Source organism: Streptomyces sp. JH34 (assembly GCF_029428875.1).
Classification (GTDB): domain Bacteria; phylum Actinomycetota; class Actinomycetes; order Streptomycetales; family Streptomycetaceae; genus Streptomyces.
Genome location: NZ_JAJSOO010000001.1, coordinates 2734898 through 2752463, shown reverse-complemented (window position 1 = coordinate 2752463; position 17566 = coordinate 2734898). Strand labels below are relative to the sequence as shown.

18 protein-coding genes are annotated in these 17566 nt (G+C 71.3%); 12 read left to right on the top strand and 6 right to left on the bottom strand.

Going from position 1 to position 17566, the window contains the following annotated elements:
* Positions 1–295: 295 nt before the first annotated feature.
* Complete coding sequence (locus LWJ43_RS11940; RefSeq protein ID WP_462100877.1) at positions 296–736, top strand: hypothetical protein; 441 nt, start codon at positions 296–298, stop codon at positions 734–736.
* A gap of 9 nt (positions 737–745) precedes the next feature.
* Here LWJ43_RS11940 and LWJ43_RS11935 read toward each other — a convergent pair whose 3' ends face one another.
* From LWJ43_RS11935 to LWJ43_RS11920, 4 genes are all read right to left on the bottom strand, one after another.
* A complete protein-coding gene (locus LWJ43_RS11935) occupies positions 746–1357 on the bottom strand; it encodes a nucleoside triphosphate pyrophosphatase (protein ID WP_277332262.1) in 612 nt (203 codons plus the stop codon).
* A gap of 20 nt (positions 1358–1377) precedes the next feature.
* On the bottom strand, positions 1378–1506 hold the full coding sequence (mmpB, locus tag LWJ43_RS11930) for a morphogenic membrane protein MmpB (RefSeq protein WP_014047983.1): 129 nt from the start codon (positions 1504–1506) through the stop codon (positions 1378–1380).
* A 75-nt stretch (positions 1507–1581) separates the two neighbouring features.
* Positions 1582–1788 carry an acyl-CoA carboxylase subunit epsilon gene (locus tag LWJ43_RS11925; RefSeq protein ID WP_014154416.1) on the bottom strand — a complete coding sequence of 69 codons (207 nt, stop codon included), beginning with the start codon at positions 1786–1788 and terminating at the stop codon, positions 1582–1584.
* A gap of 14 nt (positions 1789–1802) precedes the next feature.
* Positions 1803–3383 (bottom strand): acyl-CoA carboxylase subunit beta, encoded by a 1581-nt coding sequence (locus LWJ43_RS11920; RefSeq protein WP_277332261.1) that lies wholly within the window; start codon positions 3381–3383, stop codon positions 1803–1805.
* Between the two features lie 183 nt (positions 3384–3566).
* Between LWJ43_RS11920 and LWJ43_RS11915 the strand changes: the two genes are divergently transcribed.
* The 5 genes from LWJ43_RS11915 to hutH all read left to right on the top strand — a co-directional run bounded on the left by LWJ43_RS11915 (position 3567) and on the right by hutH (position 9594).
* The gene (locus LWJ43_RS11915) at positions 3567–4436 is read left to right on the top strand and encodes a biotin--[acetyl-CoA-carboxylase] ligase (RefSeq protein ID WP_277332260.1); all 870 of its coding nucleotides are present in this window, start codon (positions 3567–3569) and stop codon (positions 4434–4436) included.
* Between the two features lie 154 nt (positions 4437–4590).
* Positions 4591–5781 (top strand): adenylate/guanylate cyclase domain-containing protein, encoded by a 1191-nt coding sequence (locus LWJ43_RS11910; protein WP_277332259.1) that lies wholly within the window; start codon positions 4591–4593, stop codon positions 5779–5781.
* A 148-nt stretch (positions 5782–5929) separates the two neighbouring features.
* The gene (locus LWJ43_RS11905) at positions 5930–6742 is read left to right on the top strand and encodes an enoyl-CoA hydratase/isomerase family protein (RefSeq protein ID WP_277332258.1); all 813 of its coding nucleotides are present in this window, start codon (positions 5930–5932) and stop codon (positions 6740–6742) included.
* A gap of 73 nt (positions 6743–6815) precedes the next feature.
* Positions 6816–7982, top strand: a complete 1167-nt coding sequence (locus LWJ43_RS11900; protein WP_277332257.1) for a GGDEF domain-containing protein — start codon at positions 6816–6818, stop codon at positions 7980–7982.
* A 58-nt stretch (positions 7983–8040) separates the two neighbouring features.
* A complete protein-coding gene (gene hutH / locus LWJ43_RS11895; RefSeq protein WP_277332256.1) occupies positions 8041–9594 on the top strand; it encodes a histidine ammonia-lyase in 1554 nt (517 codons plus the stop codon).
* A 58-nt stretch (positions 9595–9652) separates the two neighbouring features.
* Here the strand turns inward: hutH and LWJ43_RS11890 are convergent, their stop codons facing one another.
* On the bottom strand, positions 9653–9973 hold the full coding sequence (locus tag LWJ43_RS11890; RefSeq protein WP_277332255.1) for a hypothetical protein: 321 nt from the start codon (positions 9971–9973) through the stop codon (positions 9653–9655).
* Between the two features lie 153 nt (positions 9974–10126).
* Between LWJ43_RS11890 and LWJ43_RS11885 the strand changes: the two genes are divergently transcribed.
* From LWJ43_RS11885 to gdhA, 5 genes are all read left to right on the top strand, one after another.
* Positions 10127–10483, top strand: coding sequence for a hypothetical protein (locus LWJ43_RS11885; protein WP_277335867.1), 357 nt, complete (start codon positions 10127–10129; stop codon positions 10481–10483).
* Positions 10484–10664: 181 nt separating this feature from the next.
* Positions 10665–11936 carry a L,D-transpeptidase gene (locus LWJ43_RS11880; RefSeq protein WP_277332254.1) on the top strand — a complete coding sequence of 424 codons (1272 nt, stop codon included), beginning with the start codon at positions 10665–10667 and terminating at the stop codon, positions 11934–11936.
* Between the two features lie 147 nt (positions 11937–12083).
* Positions 12084–13544, top strand: coding sequence for an ABC transporter permease (locus tag LWJ43_RS11875; RefSeq protein WP_277332253.1), 1461 nt, complete (start codon positions 12084–12086; stop codon positions 13542–13544).
* 48 nt (positions 13545–13592) lie between these two features.
* Positions 13593–14276: an ABC transporter ATP-binding protein gene (locus LWJ43_RS11870; protein WP_277332252.1), complete on the top strand. Its 684-nt coding sequence runs from the start codon at positions 13593–13595 to the stop codon at positions 14274–14276.
* Between the two features lie 292 nt (positions 14277–14568).
* Positions 14569–15948, top strand: coding sequence for an NADP-specific glutamate dehydrogenase (gdhA, locus tag LWJ43_RS11865; RefSeq protein WP_277332251.1), 1380 nt, complete (start codon positions 14569–14571; stop codon positions 15946–15948).
* A gap of 194 nt (positions 15949–16142) precedes the next feature.
* Here gdhA and LWJ43_RS11860 read toward each other — a convergent pair whose 3' ends face one another.
* The gene (locus tag LWJ43_RS11860) at positions 16143–16526 is read right to left on the bottom strand and encodes a winged helix-turn-helix transcriptional regulator (RefSeq protein ID WP_277332250.1); all 384 of its coding nucleotides are present in this window, start codon (positions 16524–16526) and stop codon (positions 16143–16145) included.
* An 83-nt stretch (positions 16527–16609) separates the two neighbouring features.
* On the opposite strand from LWJ43_RS11860, the gene LWJ43_RS11855 reads away from it, so the two are divergent.
* Positions 16610–17518, top strand: a complete 909-nt coding sequence (locus LWJ43_RS11855; protein ID WP_277332249.1) for an NAD(P)-dependent oxidoreductase — start codon at positions 16610–16612, stop codon at positions 17516–17518.
* Positions 17519–17566: the final 48 nt, after the last annotated feature.

The following is a 17566-nucleotide window of genomic DNA, read 5'->3' as shown; positions in this document are numbered from 1 at the left end:
ACGGAGTGTGATCCGAGGCTTGCTCGAGTCGCGAAATCCCTTGTCGCACCACGGTACGCCGGGATCCTCAACGGCACAGTAGCCACGAAGTGTGGCCCAAGTCTCTGTCCGGACGGTCAACGGCGCGCGGGGTTTCTTTGTGGAGTCCCTACGAACGGCCGATGGAATCTTTGCTTCGGTCGCGGCAGTGGCACGTGACGGGAGTGCCGCGTGCGAGACCCCTTGTCCGATGCGTTACCCGTTAGTAAGGTCCGCGCTGTACCGGACGTACTACAGGTAACAAGGGGTGGGTGCCGTGGTGCGCAGACCAGTGGCCTTCGTGACCGCGATCGTTCTCTTCGTGGAAGCCGTGGGCATCGTGATCGTCAACGGCGTCCTGGCGACGGTCGCGGGCAACCAGAGCATGTCCCTGGCCGGGATGGACCCGGACGCCATGGTCACCGGCACCTGGGTGATGGGCGGCGTCTCGGGCGTCCTGCTCGTGCTGTGCGCGCTGATACCGCTGCTGGCCGGGATACGTGACCGGGCCCCGGGCCGCTTCGCACGGATCGCCCTCATCGCGTGCGCGGTCGTCCACGGGGTGCTGGGGGCGCTGGCGGTGGGGCTGATCGGCTGGGCGGCCTTCGCGTTCCTGATGGTCGTCCTGGCGCTGATCGTGCTGACCCTGGTCGCGTTCGAGCGGCGCGAGCCGGAAGCGGGGAAGGCCGGCGCCCCGGAGGCTCCCGCACCGGCGTGACGCGGCCGCTCAGACCCACAAGTCGGTGACGGAGAAACCGAGTTCGCCGAGCAGCCCGCGCAGCAGCGGCAGCGAGAGGCCGATGACGTTGCCGTGGCTGCCCTCGATCGCCTCGACGAACGGTGCCGAGCGGCCGTCCAGGGTGAAGGCGCCCGCGACGTGGAGCGGCTCACCCGAGGCGACGTAGGCCGCCACCTCGGCGTCCGTCGGCTCGCCGAACCTGACGACGGTGGACGCGGTCGCCGACGCCGTACGGCCCGTGGCGGTGTCGATGACGCTGTGGCCCGTCTGCAGGATGCCCGACCTGCCGCGCATGGACTTCCAGCGGGAGGTGGCCTCCTCGCTGTCGGCGGGCTTGCCGAGCGCCTCGCCGTCCAGCTCCAGCACCGAGTCGCAGCCGATGACCAGGGCGCCCGCGGCCTCGGGGCGGGCCGCCACCGCGGCGGCCTTCGCCTCGGCCAGGACGAGCGCCAGCTCACCCGGCGTCGGGGCGTCGATCGCGTCCTCGTCCACTCCGCTGACGATCACCTCGGGGGCGAAGCCCGCCTGACGCAGGAGGCCGAGGCGGGCGGGGGAGGCGGAGGCAAGCACGAGGCGGCGCTGATCAGTCATACCCGCCATCGTAGGCGCGCCCCGGGGCCTCAGCGGATGCCGAGGACGAACATCGCCACGACCATGGCCAGCGCCAGCAGCAGCCCCGCGCGACGCATCATGTCCTGCGCGTCCCGCAGTTCCTTCGGCGGCTTGTTCTCGGGATCGGACCACAGCATGCTTCCGATGGTGCTCCCGGACACGGCTGCGGCGCTTGAGTACGCGTACTCAAGCGCCGCACACCGGCCCCGGCGTCAGGACGGCCAGTACGTACGCGCCCACGAGCGGGGCCCCGGCCGGAGCGCCCCCCTGCGCGCGATCCGCCCCGGGTCCGACCACTGCTCGGGCGGCAGCGGGGCCCCGGACGGCACGGCTGCCACCGCTGCCGCGCGTGCCTGGACCACGGCGAGGGCCGCGGCGAGCTCCTCCGGGGTCGGATTGCCCCGTACGACCTTGATCATGGTGGCTCCCGTGGTTAGAGGGGGATGTTGCCGTGCTTCTTCGGCGGCAGCGACTCGCGCTTCGTGCGGAGCTGGCGCAGGCCCTTCACCAGGTGCGCCCGGGTGTCGGACGGCATGATCACCGCGTCGACGTAGCCGCGTTCGGCCGCGACGTAGGGGTTGAGCAGGGCGTCCTCGTAGCCGGCCATCAGCTCGGCGCGGGTGGCGTCGGGGTCCTCGGCGGCGGCGATGGTGCGGCGGTGCAGGATGTTCACCGCGCCCTGCGCGCCCATCACCGCGATCTGCGCGGTCGGCCAGGCCAGGTTCAGGTCCGCGCCCAGGTGCTTGGACCCCATGACGTCGTAGGCGCCGCCGAACGCCTTGCGGGTGATCACCGTGATCAGTGGGACGGTGGCCTCGGCGTAGGCGTAGATGAGCTTGGCCCCGCGGCGGATGATGCCGCCGTACTCCTGGTCGACACCCGGCAGGAAGCCGGGCACGTCGACGAAGGTGAGGACCGGAACGTTGAACGCGTCACAGGTACGGACGAACCGCGCGGCCTTCTCGCTCGCGTCGATGTCCAGACAGCCGGCGAACTGCATCGGCTGGTTGGCGACGATGCCGACCGGATAGCCCTCGACCCGGCCGAAGCCGGTGATGATGTTCGGCGCGAACAGGGCCTGCGTCTCCAGGAACTCGCCGTCGTCCAGCACGTGTTCGATGGCGGTGTGCATGTCGTACGGCTGGTTCGCCGAGTCCGGGATGAGGGTGTCGAGCTCGCGGTCCTCGTCCGTGGTCGCCAGGTCCGCCTCCTCAGGGAAGGCCGGCGCCTCGGAGAGGTTGTTCGACGGGAGGTAGGACAGCAGCGACTTGACGTACTCGATGGCGTCCTTCTCGTCACCCGCCATGTGGTGCGCCACACCTGACGTGGTGTTGTGGGTGCGGGCGCCGCCCAGCTCCTCGAAGCCGACGTCCTCGCCGGTGACCGTCTTGATGACGTCCGGTCCGGTGATGAACATGTGCGAGGTCTGGTCGACCATGACCGTGAAGTCGGTGATCGCGGGCGAGTAGACCGCGCCGCCCGCGCACGGACCGACGATCAGGGAGATCTGCGGGACGACACCCGAGGCGTGGACGTTGCGGCGGAAGATCTCGGCGAACAGCCCGAGGGCGGCCACGCCCTCCTGGATGCGCGCACCGCCGCCGTCGTTGATGCCGATCACGGGGCAGCCGGTCTTCATCGCGAAGTCCATGACCTTGACGATCTTCTCGCCGTAGACCTCGCCGAGCGAGCCCCCGAAGATCGTGAAGTCCTGGGAGTACACGCAGACGGGACGGCCGTCGACCGTGCCGTAGCCGGTGACGACCCCGTCCCCGTAAGGACGGTTCTTCTCGATGCCGAAATTGGTGGACCGGTGCCGTGCGAACTCGTCGAGCTCGACGAAGGAACCTTCGTCGAGCAGGAGCTCGACCCGCTCACGGGCGGTCAGCTTGCCCTTCGCGTGCTGCTTTTCGACGGCACGGGCGGAACCTGCGTGTGTGGCCTCTTCGATACGGCGCTGCAGGTCCGCGATCTTGCCCGCGGTGGTGTGGATGTCGCTCTGCGGCTCGGACATCGGGTGGCGGCTCCCTGCCTGGTCACGGGGACGGCTGGTACATCTGGTGCATCCGGTACGGGTGCCGGACCGGTACGTGCTCGACGGCGACCTGCTCGTCGGCGGTGTTTGCTACTGACCCGTAGCGTATCGGCGCGGATACGGTTCGGCAGTGCGTCGTTGGCCACACCTAATGTGGGTTGCATGACACCTCCCGATGCGCCGCACAACCGCTGGTCGGACCTCGACAGGCCGCCCCTGAACGCCGCTGCGCTGCGCCGCGGGCTGTTGAGGCCCGACGGTCTGTGGACCTCGCTGGACGTCGTCGACGCGACCGGATCCACCAACTCCGACCTCGCCGCGCGGGCCGCGGGGGGTGGACTGGCCGAGGGCACGGTCCTCGTCGCCGAGGAGCAGACCGCGGGCAGGGGGCGGCTCGACCGGAGCTGGACGGCGCCGCCGCGGTCGGGCCTGTTCCTCTCCGTCTACCTGACTCCCAGCGGCGTACCCGCCGAGCGGTGGGGGTGGCTTCCGCTGCTCGCCGGTGTGGCGGCGGCCACGGGCCTCGCGCAGTCGGCGGGCGTCGACATGGCGCTGAAATGGCCCAACGACCTGCTGGTGACGATCGGGGGCACGGAACGCAAGACCGGCGGCATCCTCGCCGAGCGTGCCGGGGAGGGCGTCGTCATCGGCATCGGCCTCAACGTCTCGCTGCGCGCGGCCGAGCTCCCCGCCCCCCACGCGGGGTCCCTGGCGCTCGCCGGGGCCGTCTCCACCGACCGCGAGACCCTGCTCCGGGCCGTACTGCGCTCACTCGAACAGTGGTACGGGCAGTGGCGCGACGCGAACGGCGACGCGGCGGAGAGCGGGCTGCAGGCGGCCTACGCCGCGGGCTGCGCCACTCTCGACCGGACGGTGCGGGCCGAGCTGCCCGGCGACCGGTCCGTCGTCGGTGAGGCCGTGGCGATCGACGGCGACGGGCGCCTCGTGCTGGCCACGGGCGACGGGCTCCAGGAACCCGTGTCGGCCGGCGACATCGTCCACCTGCGCGGGGAGCAGGGAGGGCTCACCTGATCCGGCACCCCCCACACATACGGGTGATGTCGCGTACGACGGATCCGGATCCGTGCCACCGTGGACGTGAGCCAGGGCACACCTGCCGTATCGTTGAGGCGATCCAGCGACAGATCGGCAGGGCAGTGCGCAGGGAACGGGCAGGAGGCGGCCGGTGACCGTCGACGACACGAACTCCGACGACGGCGCGGAGCCCTCGTCGGGACCGTCCGTCCACTCGACACCGCATCACGAGGTCGACCACACGGCCGAACCCACCGACGACCCGCTCGCCATCCGGCTGGAGTCCCTGATCCTGGGGGCCGACCGCCGCTACACGCCGTTCCAGGCGGCCAGGACCGCCGGGGTCTCCATGGACCTGGCGTCGCGCTTCTGGCGGGCCATGGGCTTCGCCGACATCGGACAGGCCAAGGCGCTCACCGAGGCCGACGTCCTGGCGCTGCGCCGCCTGGCCGGTCTCGTGGAGGCCGGGCTGCTCAGCGAGCCGATGGCCATCCAGGTGGCCCGGTCGACCGGTCAGACCACCGCCCGGCTCGCCGAGTGGCAGATCGACTCCTTCCTGGAGGGCCTGACCGAGCCCCCCGAGCCCGGCATGACCCGGACCGAGGTCACCTATCCGCTGATCGAGCTGCTCCTGCCCGAGCTGCAGGAATTCCTGGTCTACGTGTGGCGGCGCCAGCTCGCGGCGGCCACCGGCCGGGTCGTGCAGGCGGCGGACGACGAGGAAATGGTCGACCGCCGGCTCGCCGTGGGCTTCGCCGACCTGGTCGGCTTCACCCGGCTGACCAGGCGGCTGGAGGAGGAGGAGCTCGGCGAACTGGTCGAGGCCTTCGAGACCACCTCGGCGGACCTCGTCGCCGCGCACGGCGGACGGCTCATCAAGACCTTGGGGGACGAGGTCCTCTTCGCCGCGGACGACGCGGGCACGGCCGGCGAGATAGCGCTCCGGCTGGTGGAGGCGATGTCCCAGGACACGACGATGCCCGCGCTGCGGGTCGGCATCGCGTTCGGCACGGTCACCACGCGCATGGGCGACGTGTTCGGTACGACGGTGAACCTGGCCAGCCGGCTCACGTCGATAGCGCCGAAGGACGCCGTGCTGGTCGACGGCGCCTTCGCCGCGGAACTGATCAAGCACGGCGACGCCCCCGCCTCCGAGGCCGAGGAGACGGCGGCGGCGGCCGAGCGGGCCCGGCTGGCGGAGAAGGAGGGCCGCGGTCCGGACGAGGAGGCACCGCTGCCCGCGTACCGCTTCGGGCTGCAGCCGATGTGGCAGCGGCCGGTGCGAGGGCTGGGCGTGGTCGAGCCGTGGCTGCTGGCCCGGCGGGGCAAGCCGTCCTCCTGAGCCGTCGTTCCGCGCCGTCCTCCTGAGCCGTCCTCCTGAGCCGTCCTCCCGACCGGTCGGGTGCGGGAGAAGTGCGCCCGCGACGGACCGGCCCGCCGCACCCCCGCCTAGGATCCCGGTAACGCTCGTTAACCGGAGGGGTGCAGTCATGGGTGTCACGTCCGAGCAGAGGTTCGGGGAGTTCGTCGTCGTACGCCGTCACGAGGGCCAGGAGCACGTGGCCGAGCTGGTGCTCGACCGTCCGAAGGCGATGAACGCCGTGAGCACCGCGATGGCGGTCTCGATCGCCGAGGCCTGTGCCGCACTGGGAGCCGATCAGGGGGTGCGGGCGACCGTCCTCACCTCCAGCCACGAGCGGGCCTTCTGCGTGGGCGCGGACCTCAAGGAGCGCAACTCCTTCAGCGACGCCGAGCTCGTGCGTCAGCGACCCACGGCGCGGGCGGCGTACACCGGTGTGCTGGAGCTGCCCATGCCGGTCGTCGCCGCCGTGCATGGCTACGCCCTCGGCGGCGGCTTCGAGCTCGCGCTGGCCTGCGACGTGATCGTGGCCGACCGCACGGCCGTGGTCGGCCTGCCCGAGGTGTCCGTCGGCGTCATCCCGGGCGGCGGTGGCACCCAGCTGCTGCCCCGGCGGGTCGGCGCGGCACGCGCCGCCGAGCTGGTCTTCAGCGCACGGCGCGTGGAGGCGGCAGAGGCGCGCGAGCTGGGCATCGTCGACGAGCTGGTCGAGCCGGGGCGGGACCGTGAGGAGGCGCTGGCGCTCGGCGGCCGTATCGCGGCCAACTCACCGGTGGGGCTCAGGGCCGCCAAGCGGGCGCTGCGCCTGGGGCAGGGGCTCGACCTGCGGGCCGGCCTCGAGGTGGAGGACGCCGCCTGGCGGTCCGTGGCCTTCTCCGGCGACCGGGCCGAGGGCGTCGCCGCGTTCAACGAGAAGCGGAAGCCCAGCTGGCCCGGCGAGTGAACCGGGGAAGCTTCTGAAGATCATCAGCGCTGCCAACTGATCAAATCATTCCAGAGCTACCTAAGCTGGGGTGATGGGTGCTGATGATGCGCGGCTGCGCGCCGTGGTTGCGCTGGCACAGACGATGGCGGCGGCCTACACCCCGCGCGAGTCCTGGAACGCCGCGGCGGTGGGGGCGTGCGAGGCACTGGGAGGCAGCTTCGCCGCCCTCTCCGTGTGGGAGCGGGACCGCGGCAGGCTGCGCGTGCTGGTGAACGCGGGGGAGCGGGCCGAGGGGGAGGAGGAGTTCCCCGAGTGCGAGGCCTACCCCGTGCACCAGTTCCCGGAGATCACCGAGTTCCTGCACGAGCGGTGGGCGGGCGGCGGTGAGCCCGACGCCTGGGTGGAGACCGCCGACGGCGCCCCGTCCGCCGGCGCTCCGGCCCGGGGTGCCCGTCCCTACTGCCACCAGCGGGTCGCCGCGCTGCGCCGGCGCGGCCGGGGCTGCTGCGTGGTGGCGCCGATCGTGCTGCACGGCCGTGCCTGGGGTGAGCTGTACGTCGCCCGGCCGGCCGGGGCTCCGGTCTTCGACCGCGACGACGCGGACTTCGCGACCGTCCTCGCGGCCGTCGTCGCGGCGGGCATCGCGCAGACCGAGCGGCTGGAGGAGGTCCGCAAGCTGGCCTTCACGGACCCGCTGACCGGCCTCGCGAACCGCAGGGCCGTCGATCTCCGGCTCGACGAGGCGCTGGACCGGCACCGCGCCGACGGTGCCGTGGTCAGTCTCGTCGTCTGCGATCTGAACGGTCTCAAGGTGGTCAACGACACGCACGGCCACGCCGTCGGCGACCGGCTGCTGGAACGTTTCGGCTCGGTGCTCTCCCTCTGTGGCGCGATGCTCCCCGGTGCGCTGTCCGCGCGCCTGGGCGGGGACGAGTTCTGTCTGCTGGTCCTGGGGCCCCCCGCGGACGACGTGGTCCGGGTGTCCGAGGAGCTCTGCGCGCGCGCCGTCTCCCTGGAGCTCGGTGACGGGGTCGCCTGCGGGGTCGCCTCCACGGGGGACGACATCGGCCCCGTGCGCTCGGCGCGCAGGCTCTTCCGGCTCGCGGACGCCGCGCAGTACCAGGCGAAGGCGGCGCACTCCAGGAGGCCGGTGGTCGCGGGGCGCGACGGTGACGTGATCCGGCTCGCCGACTCCCCGCCCAAGTCCCCCCACGACCGCCGCAGGCTGCGGGGCAACCCGCCCGGTGGCGACCGGTAAGGGGCCAACGGCGCGACCACTGGTGACATGTTGGGTTTCAGTCCGTAGGCTTCTGAATATGGATATGCATACAGTCGTGGTGGGGACGTCCGGTACCACCGCCGAGGACGTCATCGCCGTGGCCCGTCAGGGCGCCCGGGTCGAGCTCTCCGCGGCCGCCGTGGAGGCCCTCTCCGCCGCGCGGGAGATCGTCGACGCCCTTGCCGCGAAGCCCGAGCCCGTCTACGGCGTCTCCACCGGCTTCGGCGCCCTCGCGGCCCGGCACATCAGCCCCGGTCTGCGGGCGCAGCTGCAGCGCAACATCGTCCGCTCGCACGCGGCGGGCATGGGCCCCCACGTCGAGCGCGAGGTCGTCCGCGCGCTGATGTTCCTGCGGCTGAAGACGCTCGCCTCCGGCCACACCGGCGTACGCCCCGAGGTCGCGCGGACGATGGCCGACGTGCTCAACGCGGGCATCACCCCCGTCGTCCACGAATACGGTTCGCTCGGCTGCTCCGGCGACCTCGCCCCGCTCTCCCACTGCGCCCTGACCCTGATGGGCGAGGGCGAGGCCGAGGGCCCCGACGGCACCGTGCGGCCGGCTGGCGAGCTCCTCGCCGAACACGGCATCACGCCCGTCGAGCTGCGTGAGAAGGAGGGCCTCGCCCTCCTCAACGGCACCGACGGCATGCTGGGCATGCTCGTGATGGCGCTCGCGGACCTGAAGAACCTCTACACCGGCGCGGACATCACCGCCGCGCTGTCCCTGGAGGCGCTGCTCGGCACGGACCGGGTCCTCGCCCCGGAGCTGCACGCCATCCGCCCGCACCCCGGGCAGGGCGTCTCCGCCGGCAACATGCTGCGGGTGCTCGCCGGGTCAGGCCTGACCGGCCACCACCAGGATGTCGCCCCCCGCGTCCAGGACGCCTACTCCGTGCGCTGCGCCCCCCAGGTCAACGGCGCCGGGCGCGACACCCTCGCCCACGGCAGGCTCGTCGCGGACCGCGAGCTGGCCTCGGCGGTCGACAACCCCGTCGTCCTGCCCGGGGAGGGACGGGTGGAGTCCAACGGCAACTTCCACGGCGCCCCCGTCGCGTACGTCCTCGACTTCCTGGCGATCGTCGCCGCCGACCTCGGGTCCATCACCGAGCGCCGCACGGACCGCCTGCTGGACAAGAACCGCTCGCACGGGCTGCCGCCGTTCCTCGCGGACGACGCCGGGGTCGACTCGGGGCTGATGATCGCCCAGTACACGCAGGCCGCACTGGTCAGTGAATTGAAGCGGCTCGCGGTCCCGGCCTCCGTCGACTCGATCCCGTCCTCCGCGATGCAGGAGGATCACGTCTCCATGGGCTGGTCGGCCGCGCGCAAGCTCCGTACCGCCGTCACCGGCCTCGCCCGGATCGTGGCCGTCGAGCTGTACGCCGCCACGCGTGCCGTCGAGCTGCGCGTCGCCGAGGGCCTGACCCCCGCGCCCGCCTCGCTGGCCGTCATCGAGGCGCTGCGGGCCGCCGGCGTCCAGGGGCCCGGGCCCGACCGCTTCCTCGCGCCGGACCTGGCCGCCGCCGAGGCGTTCGTGCGGGAGGGGAAGCTGGTCGAGGCCGTGGAGTCCGTGACCGGCCCGCTGGCCTGAGCACCCGCGCGCCCGGGGGGCCGCCGCACCCGGTGGGGACGCGGCGGCCCGGTGGATCTCAGACCGGGCCGGCCTGCATGCCGCCCCGGCGCACCGAGTAGGCGACGAACCCCGCGCCGACGCACAGGAAGACCGTGCCGCCGATCAGGTAGGGAGTCGTGTCGACACCCGCCCCGGTGTCGGCCAGCCTGTCCCCGGCGGTGAACTCCCCGGTGGCGGAGGCCTGTCGGACCTCGGTGGAGGAAGCGGCGGACGGGACGGTGGAACCGCTCCGCGTCTCTGTCCCGCCGGTCGCGTTGGCGGAGGGTACGAACCAGAGAGCACAGAGCAGGGTGCCTGCCGCCGTGGTGGTCAGCAGCGTGCGACGAGCTATGGACACAGAATCGATCCCCTTGCGACAACCATCAGTTGGCCCTGCGTGCCGATGCTAAGCAAAGCAGCGGGTCGGAGGAAAGCCACAGGTCCGGGGGGCCTTACGCTCCGGCGTATGAGCACTTCGGAGACACCCTCATTTGTTCGGCTTCGCGTGGAGATGGTGCTGGAGGTCAGCGACGCGGACGCCCTGACCGGCACCGCGCTGGAGAGCATCGCCGCCGATTTCACCGCCCCCGGCACACCCTCCGACGAGTCCCCGGAGGAACGCACGCATGCCGAGGAGACCGTCAGGGAAGACGCAGCGGAGGCCCTCGCCTCGCTGATCGACCCGTTCGACCTGGTCAGCCAGGTGCCCGGCGTCGAGCTCGCACAGGCCTCCTGGAGCAGCGAGACGATCGACTACGACCCCGAGGCCGAGGACTGGGCAGCCGGGGAGGACGGGGACCAGGAGTACTACGGGATCGAGGACAATGAGACCGACGACGAGGAAGGTGGCGCGCACACGGAACGCTGACGCCCGGGAGGCACTCCTCAGTGGTGGCGGGAACCGCCGCGGCCCCGGGCGCGTCGATGAGTGGTGTTCCCCACATCCTCGCCGGATGTGGAACGGAAGACCCGGTCGCGGTGTTCTTGGAACATTGACGGGGAGTCGCCGTCGGGCGACCCTGTCCGGGGATCTTGGGGAATCGGCAACGATGGAGAAGCGTGTGATGACGGACAGCAAGCGGCGCAGGGGTCTCATGGCCGCGTCCGCACTGCTCGGCGGCGTGCTGGTGCTTTCGGCCTGCAGCGACGACGGCGGTACGAACACCGGCGCGAGCGCGGACAGCTCGAAGACGTCACAGTCGCAGGTGGACGAGGCGGCCGCCAAGGACGCCTCCGAAGCGCAGATAACGATCGCGCCGAAGAACGGCGCGACCAACGCGAGCATCAACAACGCCGCGATCGTCACCGTCGCCAAGGGCAAGCTGACCGAGGTCACCATGACCACGGCCGAGGGCGACGCCGTCGAGGGCACTCTCGCCTCGGACGGCTCCAGCTGGAAGCCCAGCGGCCAGCTCGAGCGCTCGACGACGTACAAGATCAGCGCCACGGCGGCCGACTCCAAGGACCGTCAGGCGCACGCCAACAGCTCCTTCACCACGGTCTCGCCCGAGAACAGCTTCATCGGGAACTTCACCCCCGAGGACGGCTCCACCGTCGGCGTCGGCATGCCGGTCTCGATCAACTTCAACAAGGCGATCACCAACCGGAAGGCCGTCCAGGACGGCATCAAGGTGACGACGACCAGCGGCCAGGAGGTCGTCGGACACTGGTTCAACAACCAGCGTCTGGACCTGCGCCCCGAGGACTACTGGAAGGGCGGCTCCACCGTCACCCTGAAGCTGTCCCTGGACGGCGTCGAGGGCGCCGACGGCGTCATCGGTGTCCAGCAGAAGACGGTGACCTTCAAGGTCGGCCGCAACCAGGTCTCCACCGTGGACGCCAAGGCGCACACGATGACGGTCACCCGTGACGGCAAGACGGTCAAGACCATCCCGATCTCGGCCGGATCCTCCGACAACCCGACGTACAACGGCCAGATGGTGATCTCCGAGAAGTTCAAGGAGACCCGCATGGACGGTTCTACGGTCGGCTTCACGGACGACGACGGCAAGGGTGAGTACGACATCAAGGACGTGCCGCACGCCATGCGGCTGTCCACGTCGGGCACCTTCATCCACGGCAACTACTGGGGCGCGAAGTCGATCTTCGGCAGCGCGAACACCAGCCACGGATGTGTCGGCCTGTCCGACACCAAGGGCGCCGACGACCCCAACACGCCTGCCGCCTGGCTGTACGACAACTCGATGGTCGGCGACCTGGTCATCGTCACGAACTCCCCCGACAAGACCATCGCCCCCGACAACGGCCTCAACGGCTGGAACATGAGCTGGTCGGAGTGGACGGCGGGCTCCGCCGCCTGATCCCGAGGCCCCTCTCCCCGCACGAAGGCGGCGACACCCGGACGATCCGGGTGCCGCCGCCTTCGGCGTACGCACGCCGCAGGCGTTCTCATCCAGCTCTCATCGGAGACTTAACTCCTCATCACGCCCGCTCCATATCTTCGCGCCATGTTCTTCACCTACCTCCGGCGCGAGCTGCGCCGCCGCAGAAAGGCGGCGCTCGTCGTCGCCTCGGGGCTCGCCCTCGGCATCGCGCTGGTCATCGTCGTCAGTTCGGTCTCCGCCGGCATGAGCAAGGCCCAGGACAAGGTCCTGGAATCGCTGTACGGCCTGGGCACGGACATGACGGTCACCAAGGCCGCGGCCGCCCAGGGCTCCGGGGGCACCGAGCGTCCCCGGTTCGAGTTCGACGCCAAGGACGACGACGACGCGACCCAGAGCACGGACCGGGTCATGGTCCAGGGCTTCCAGACGCTGGCGGCCAGCACCGTCGACAAGGTGGGCGAGCAGGACGGCGTCGCGGACGCCGTCGGGGGGCTGAGCCTGACGGTCATGAAGGTCGACGGCCAGTTCAAGCGCGGCGAGTTCAAGCAGGACGAGACCTCGGGGCAGAGCCAGGGCGGCCCCGGCGGCGGCCAGGGCGGCGAAGGCGGCCAGCCGCAGGGCCGGGTCGAGGGCGGTGGTGCCTCCTTCGACGTCAACTCCTTCACCGTGTACGGCACCGACGTCACCCAGCAGGACCTCGGCCCGCTGACCTCCTCCAAGATCACCAAGGGCCGTACGTTCAAGGCGTCCGAGACCGACGCCAAGGTCGCGGTGGCCGACTCCGCCTACGCCAAGGAGAAGGGGCTCGCGGTCGGCAAGACCGTCAGCGTCTCCGGCACCAAGTACACGATCATCGGCGTCTCCACGGCGGACAGCGGTGATGCGGCCGCCAACGTCTACATCCCGCTGAAGCAGGCGCAGACCGTCGCCGACTCCGAGGACAAGGTCACCACGGTCTACGTCCAGGCCGCCGACTCCCAGCAGATCGACACCGTCAAGGCCGCCATCCAGAAGAACATCTCCGGTACGACGGTCACCACCTCCGCCGACCTCGCCGACACGGTGTCCGGCTCCCTCTCCACCGCCTCCGACCTGGCCTCCAGCGTCGGCAGGTGGCTCTCGATCGTGGTCCTCGTCGCCGCGTTCCTCGTCGCGGGTCTACTGACCTCCTCCGCGGTCAGCCGCCGCGTGCGGGAGTTCGGCACCCTCAAGGCCCTCGGCTGGAAGAGCGGACGCGTCACCCGCCAGGTCATCGGCGAAGCCCTGGTCAACGGCCTGATGGGCGGTGTCCTCGGTATCGCCGTCGGTCTCGCCGGCGCCTATGTCGTGACCGCCGTCAGCCCCACCCTCACCGCCCAGCTCGGCTCCACGGGCGGCGGAGGCGGCGGCGGCCCGATGGGCGGCGGCCCCGGCCGCCAGACCGCGTCCAAGACCCTCGACATCGCGCTGACCGCCCCGGTCTCCCTCACCACGATCCTCGTCGCCGTCGCCCTCGCGGTGGCCGGCGGACTCGTCGCGGGAGCCTTCGGCGGCTGGCGCGCCTCACGGCTGCGGCCGGCCGACGCCCTGCGGCGCGTCGCGTGACACCGCCCCGCCCCACCCCTTCCCGTACGTAGCAGCAGGAGTCCACACGTGTACCAGCTCAAGGGCGTCACCAAGCGCTACATGCGCGGCAGGAATCCCGTCGACGCGCTCGCCGGTGTCGATCTGACCATCGAGGACGGTGGCAGGCTCGTCATCCAGGGCCCGACCGGCGGAGGCAAGTCCACCCTCCTGCAGATGCTGGGCGGGCTGGACCGGCCCACCTCCGGCACCGTCGAGCTCGACGGTGTCGACCTGGCCGGGCTGCCCGAGTCCCGGCTCACCAAGGTCCGGGCCGAGTCCATCGGATTCGTCTTCCAGAGCTTCAACCTGATTCCGACGCTCACCGCCCAGGAGAACGTCGAGACAGCCCTCGTCCCCCTCGGCCTTGGGGCGAGGACGCGCCGCGAACGCGCCGCTGAGGCGCTGGAGTCGGTGGGCCTCGGCGACCGCCCCACCCACCTGCCGAGCGAGATGTCCGGCGGCCAGCAGCAGCGCGTCGCCATCGCCAGGGCGCTGGTCAAGCGACCGAAGGTGCTGCTCGCCGACGAACCGACCGGCAACCTCGACGAGTCCATGCGCGACGAGATCATGGACCTGCTCGACGGACTGTGGAAGGAGCACGGGCTGACCTTCGTGATGGTCACGCACGACAGCTCCCTGGCCCGCAAGGCGCCCCGGGTGGCGACCATCCGCAAGGGGAAGGTGACGGTGACGGAGAACGCGGCGGTCTGACCGGTGACCCCGCGGACCTCACAGCCGCCCTCCTCCGGCTGTGAGGTTCGCCACCCGCACGGCCCCGCGAAGCGGGTGCCGTGCGGCCCCTCGGCCCCGGCGGCAGAGGGGTGCGGGCGGGCGGAGGCGTGCGTACCGAAACGAACAGTGAGGGCCACTATGTGGATGTCGCCCGGGCAGGGCCGTGAGGCACTGCGAGACTTGCCGGGTGCAACGGCCCCCACGGGCCGGGGGCGCCTCCGGGGACAGGGAGCGCCGACGCGCAAGAGCCCACCCACGGAAGGTTGATCAGATGCCGGCCAGTTCCGACTCCCTCACCCCGCGCACCACCGGGAACCGTGTCATCGAGCCGCTCTACGCGGAGATCCTGCGGCGCAACCAGGGCGAGGGCGAGTTCCACCAGGCGGTGCGCGAGGTCCTCGAAACCCTGGGCCCCGTGCTGGCGCGGCGACCGGAGTTCGTCGACGCCCGCATCATCGAGCGGATCTGCGAGCCCGAGCGTCAGCTGATCTTCCGGGTGCCGTGGTCGGACGACGCGGGTGACATCCACGTCAACCGCGGCTTCCGCGTCGAGTTCTCCAGCTCGCTCGGCCCCTACAAGGGCGGACTGCGCTTCCACCCCTCCGTCAACCTCGGCATCGTGAAGTTCCTCGGCTTCGAGCAGATCTTCAAGAACGCCCTGACCGGCATGCCGATCGGCGGCGGCAAGGGCGGCGCGGACTTCGACCCCAAGGGACGGTCCGACGCCGAGGTCATGCGGTTCTGCCAGTCGTTCATGACGGAACTCCACCGCCACCTCGGTGAGTACACCGACGTCCCCGCCGGGGACATCGGCGTCGGCGGCCGGGAGATCGGCTACCTCTTCGGGCAGTACAAGCGGATCACCAACCGCTACGAGTCCGGGGTGCTCACCGGAAAGGGCCTCGGCTGGGGCGGCGCACAGGCCCGCACCGAGGCGACCGGCTACGGCTGCGTCCTCTTCACCGCCGAGATGCTGCGCGTCCGCGGGGAGTCCCTGGACGGCCAGCGCATCTCGGTGTCCGGCTCAGGCAACGTGGCCATCTACGCCATCGAGAAGGCCCAGCAGCTCGGCGCGACCGTGGTGACCTGCTCCGACTCGGGCGGCTACGTCGTCGACGAGAAGGGCATCGACCTCGAACTGCTCAAGGAGATCAAGGAGACCGGCCGCGGCCGGATCTCCGAGTACGCCGAGCGGCGCGGCGAGCACGTGCGGTACGTCGAGGGCACCGGCGTCTGGAGCGTCCCCGTGGACGTCGCCCTGCCCTGCGCCACCCAGAACGAACTCCACGAGGCCGACGCGCTCGCCCTCGTACGCAACGGCGTGAAGGCGGTCGCCGAGGGCGCCAACATGCCGACCACTCCTGAGGCCGTCCACATCTTCCAGGAGGCGGGTGTCGCCTTCGCGCCCGGCAAGGCGGCCAACGCGGGCGGCGTGGCCACCAGCGCGCTGGAGATGCAGCAGAACGCGTCACGCGACTCCTGGACCTTCGCCCACACGGAGGAGCGCCTCGCGCAGATCATGCGCCACATCCACGACTCCTGCCACACGACCGCCGAGAAGTACGGCAGTCCGGGCAACTACGTGGTCGGCGCGAACATCGCCGGCTTCGAGATCGTCGCGGAGGCCATGCTGGCGCAGGGCCTGATCTGACCCTGCCGCACCGGGGCCCGGGGCGGCACCGGGCCCCGGTGCGCCCGCCGAGGGCGTGACGAGGCGTCACCGGCTTCGGACGTGCTCCGCGCGCAGCCCGTGTCCGCCACCGGCAGCACGGCGAGGACCGCCGCCGTCGTCGTCCGGCCTGCCCGCTCGTCGGCGCCTCGTCGGGCAGCGCTGTTTCACGGACGTCATGCGGACGCCGGAGCCTCGTCCGCCCGTACCGCGTCGACCGTGTCGAGCGCCTCGCGCCGCCTCCGCTCGGCCCCCCAGGCACCGAGCGGCCCGAGGGCCTGGTTGAGCGTGCGTCCGTGCTCGGTGAGGGAGTACTCCACGCGCGGCGGCACCTCGGCGTACACCTTCCGGTGTACGAGGCCGTCCTCCTCCATCTCGCGCAGGTGCTGCGTCAGCATCTTCTCGCTCACTCCCACAAGACCGCGGCGCAGCTCACCGAAGCGGCGTGTCCCATGGGCTTCGAGCTCCCAGAGGATGAGCCCCTTCCACTTGCCGCTCACCACGTCGAGCGCGGCGTCGATGCCACAGATGTAGGGCCCGTTCCTCGGAGCCTTGGCCATGCGTAGTCCCCTTACTCAGAGGTAAGTACCGCAGTAATCAGTGGGTACTTCCGAGAGTAGTGACGCGCGCCGAGCATGGAGGGGTGAACGGACAACAGAACCCCACCACCAGCCGGAACAGCGGCGTCACGGTCATCGGACTCGGCCCGATGGGCCGGGCGATGACCCGCACACTCCTCACCGCAGGACACCCGGTCACCGTCTGGAACCGCACCGCGGGCCGGGCCGACGGCCTCGTCGAGGACGGGGCGACGCTCGCGGCGACACCCCGCGACGCGATCGAGGCGAGCGGCCTCGTGCTCCTCAGCCTCACCGACTACCAGGCCATGTACGACGTCCTCGACGGCGCCACCGCGTCGCTCGCCGGACGGACCCTGGTCAACCTGAGCTCCGACACCCCCGAGCGCACACGCGAGGCGGCGGCCTGGGCGGCGGGCCACGGCGCCGCCTTCCTCACCGGAGGCGTCATGGTCCCCGCGCCGATGGTCGGCACCGAGGCCGCCCACGTCTACTACAGCGGCCCCGAAGAGGTGATGCGGGCCCGCAGGGACACCCTCGCGCTGCTCGGCACACCCCGGTACCTGGGCGAGGACCCGGGCCTCGCCCAGCTGATGTACCAAGCCCAACTCGCCGTGTTCCTGACGGCCTTGTCCGGCCTGATGCACGCCACCGCCATGCTGGGCGCCGCCGGGATGAAGGCCGAGGAGGTGCTCCCCGAACTGCTCTCCATGGCCGACTCGACCGGCGGCATCCTGCGGGCGGGCGAGGAAAAGCCCGGCGCCGCGCTGGACGCCGGAGAACATCCGGGCGACCTCAGCACGGTCACCATGATGGGGGCGACGTCCGACCACATCGTCGAGGCCAGTACCTCGCTCGGGCTGGACCTCGCGCTCCCACGGGCGGTGCAGGCCCACTACCGGCGCGCGATCGAGGACGGGCACGGCGGCGACAACTGGACGCGCATCATCGACGGCATCCGCTCACCGCGCTGACCGGACGCGGTACGGGACCACGGCCTCGGGGACCGCGGGGCGAGGGCC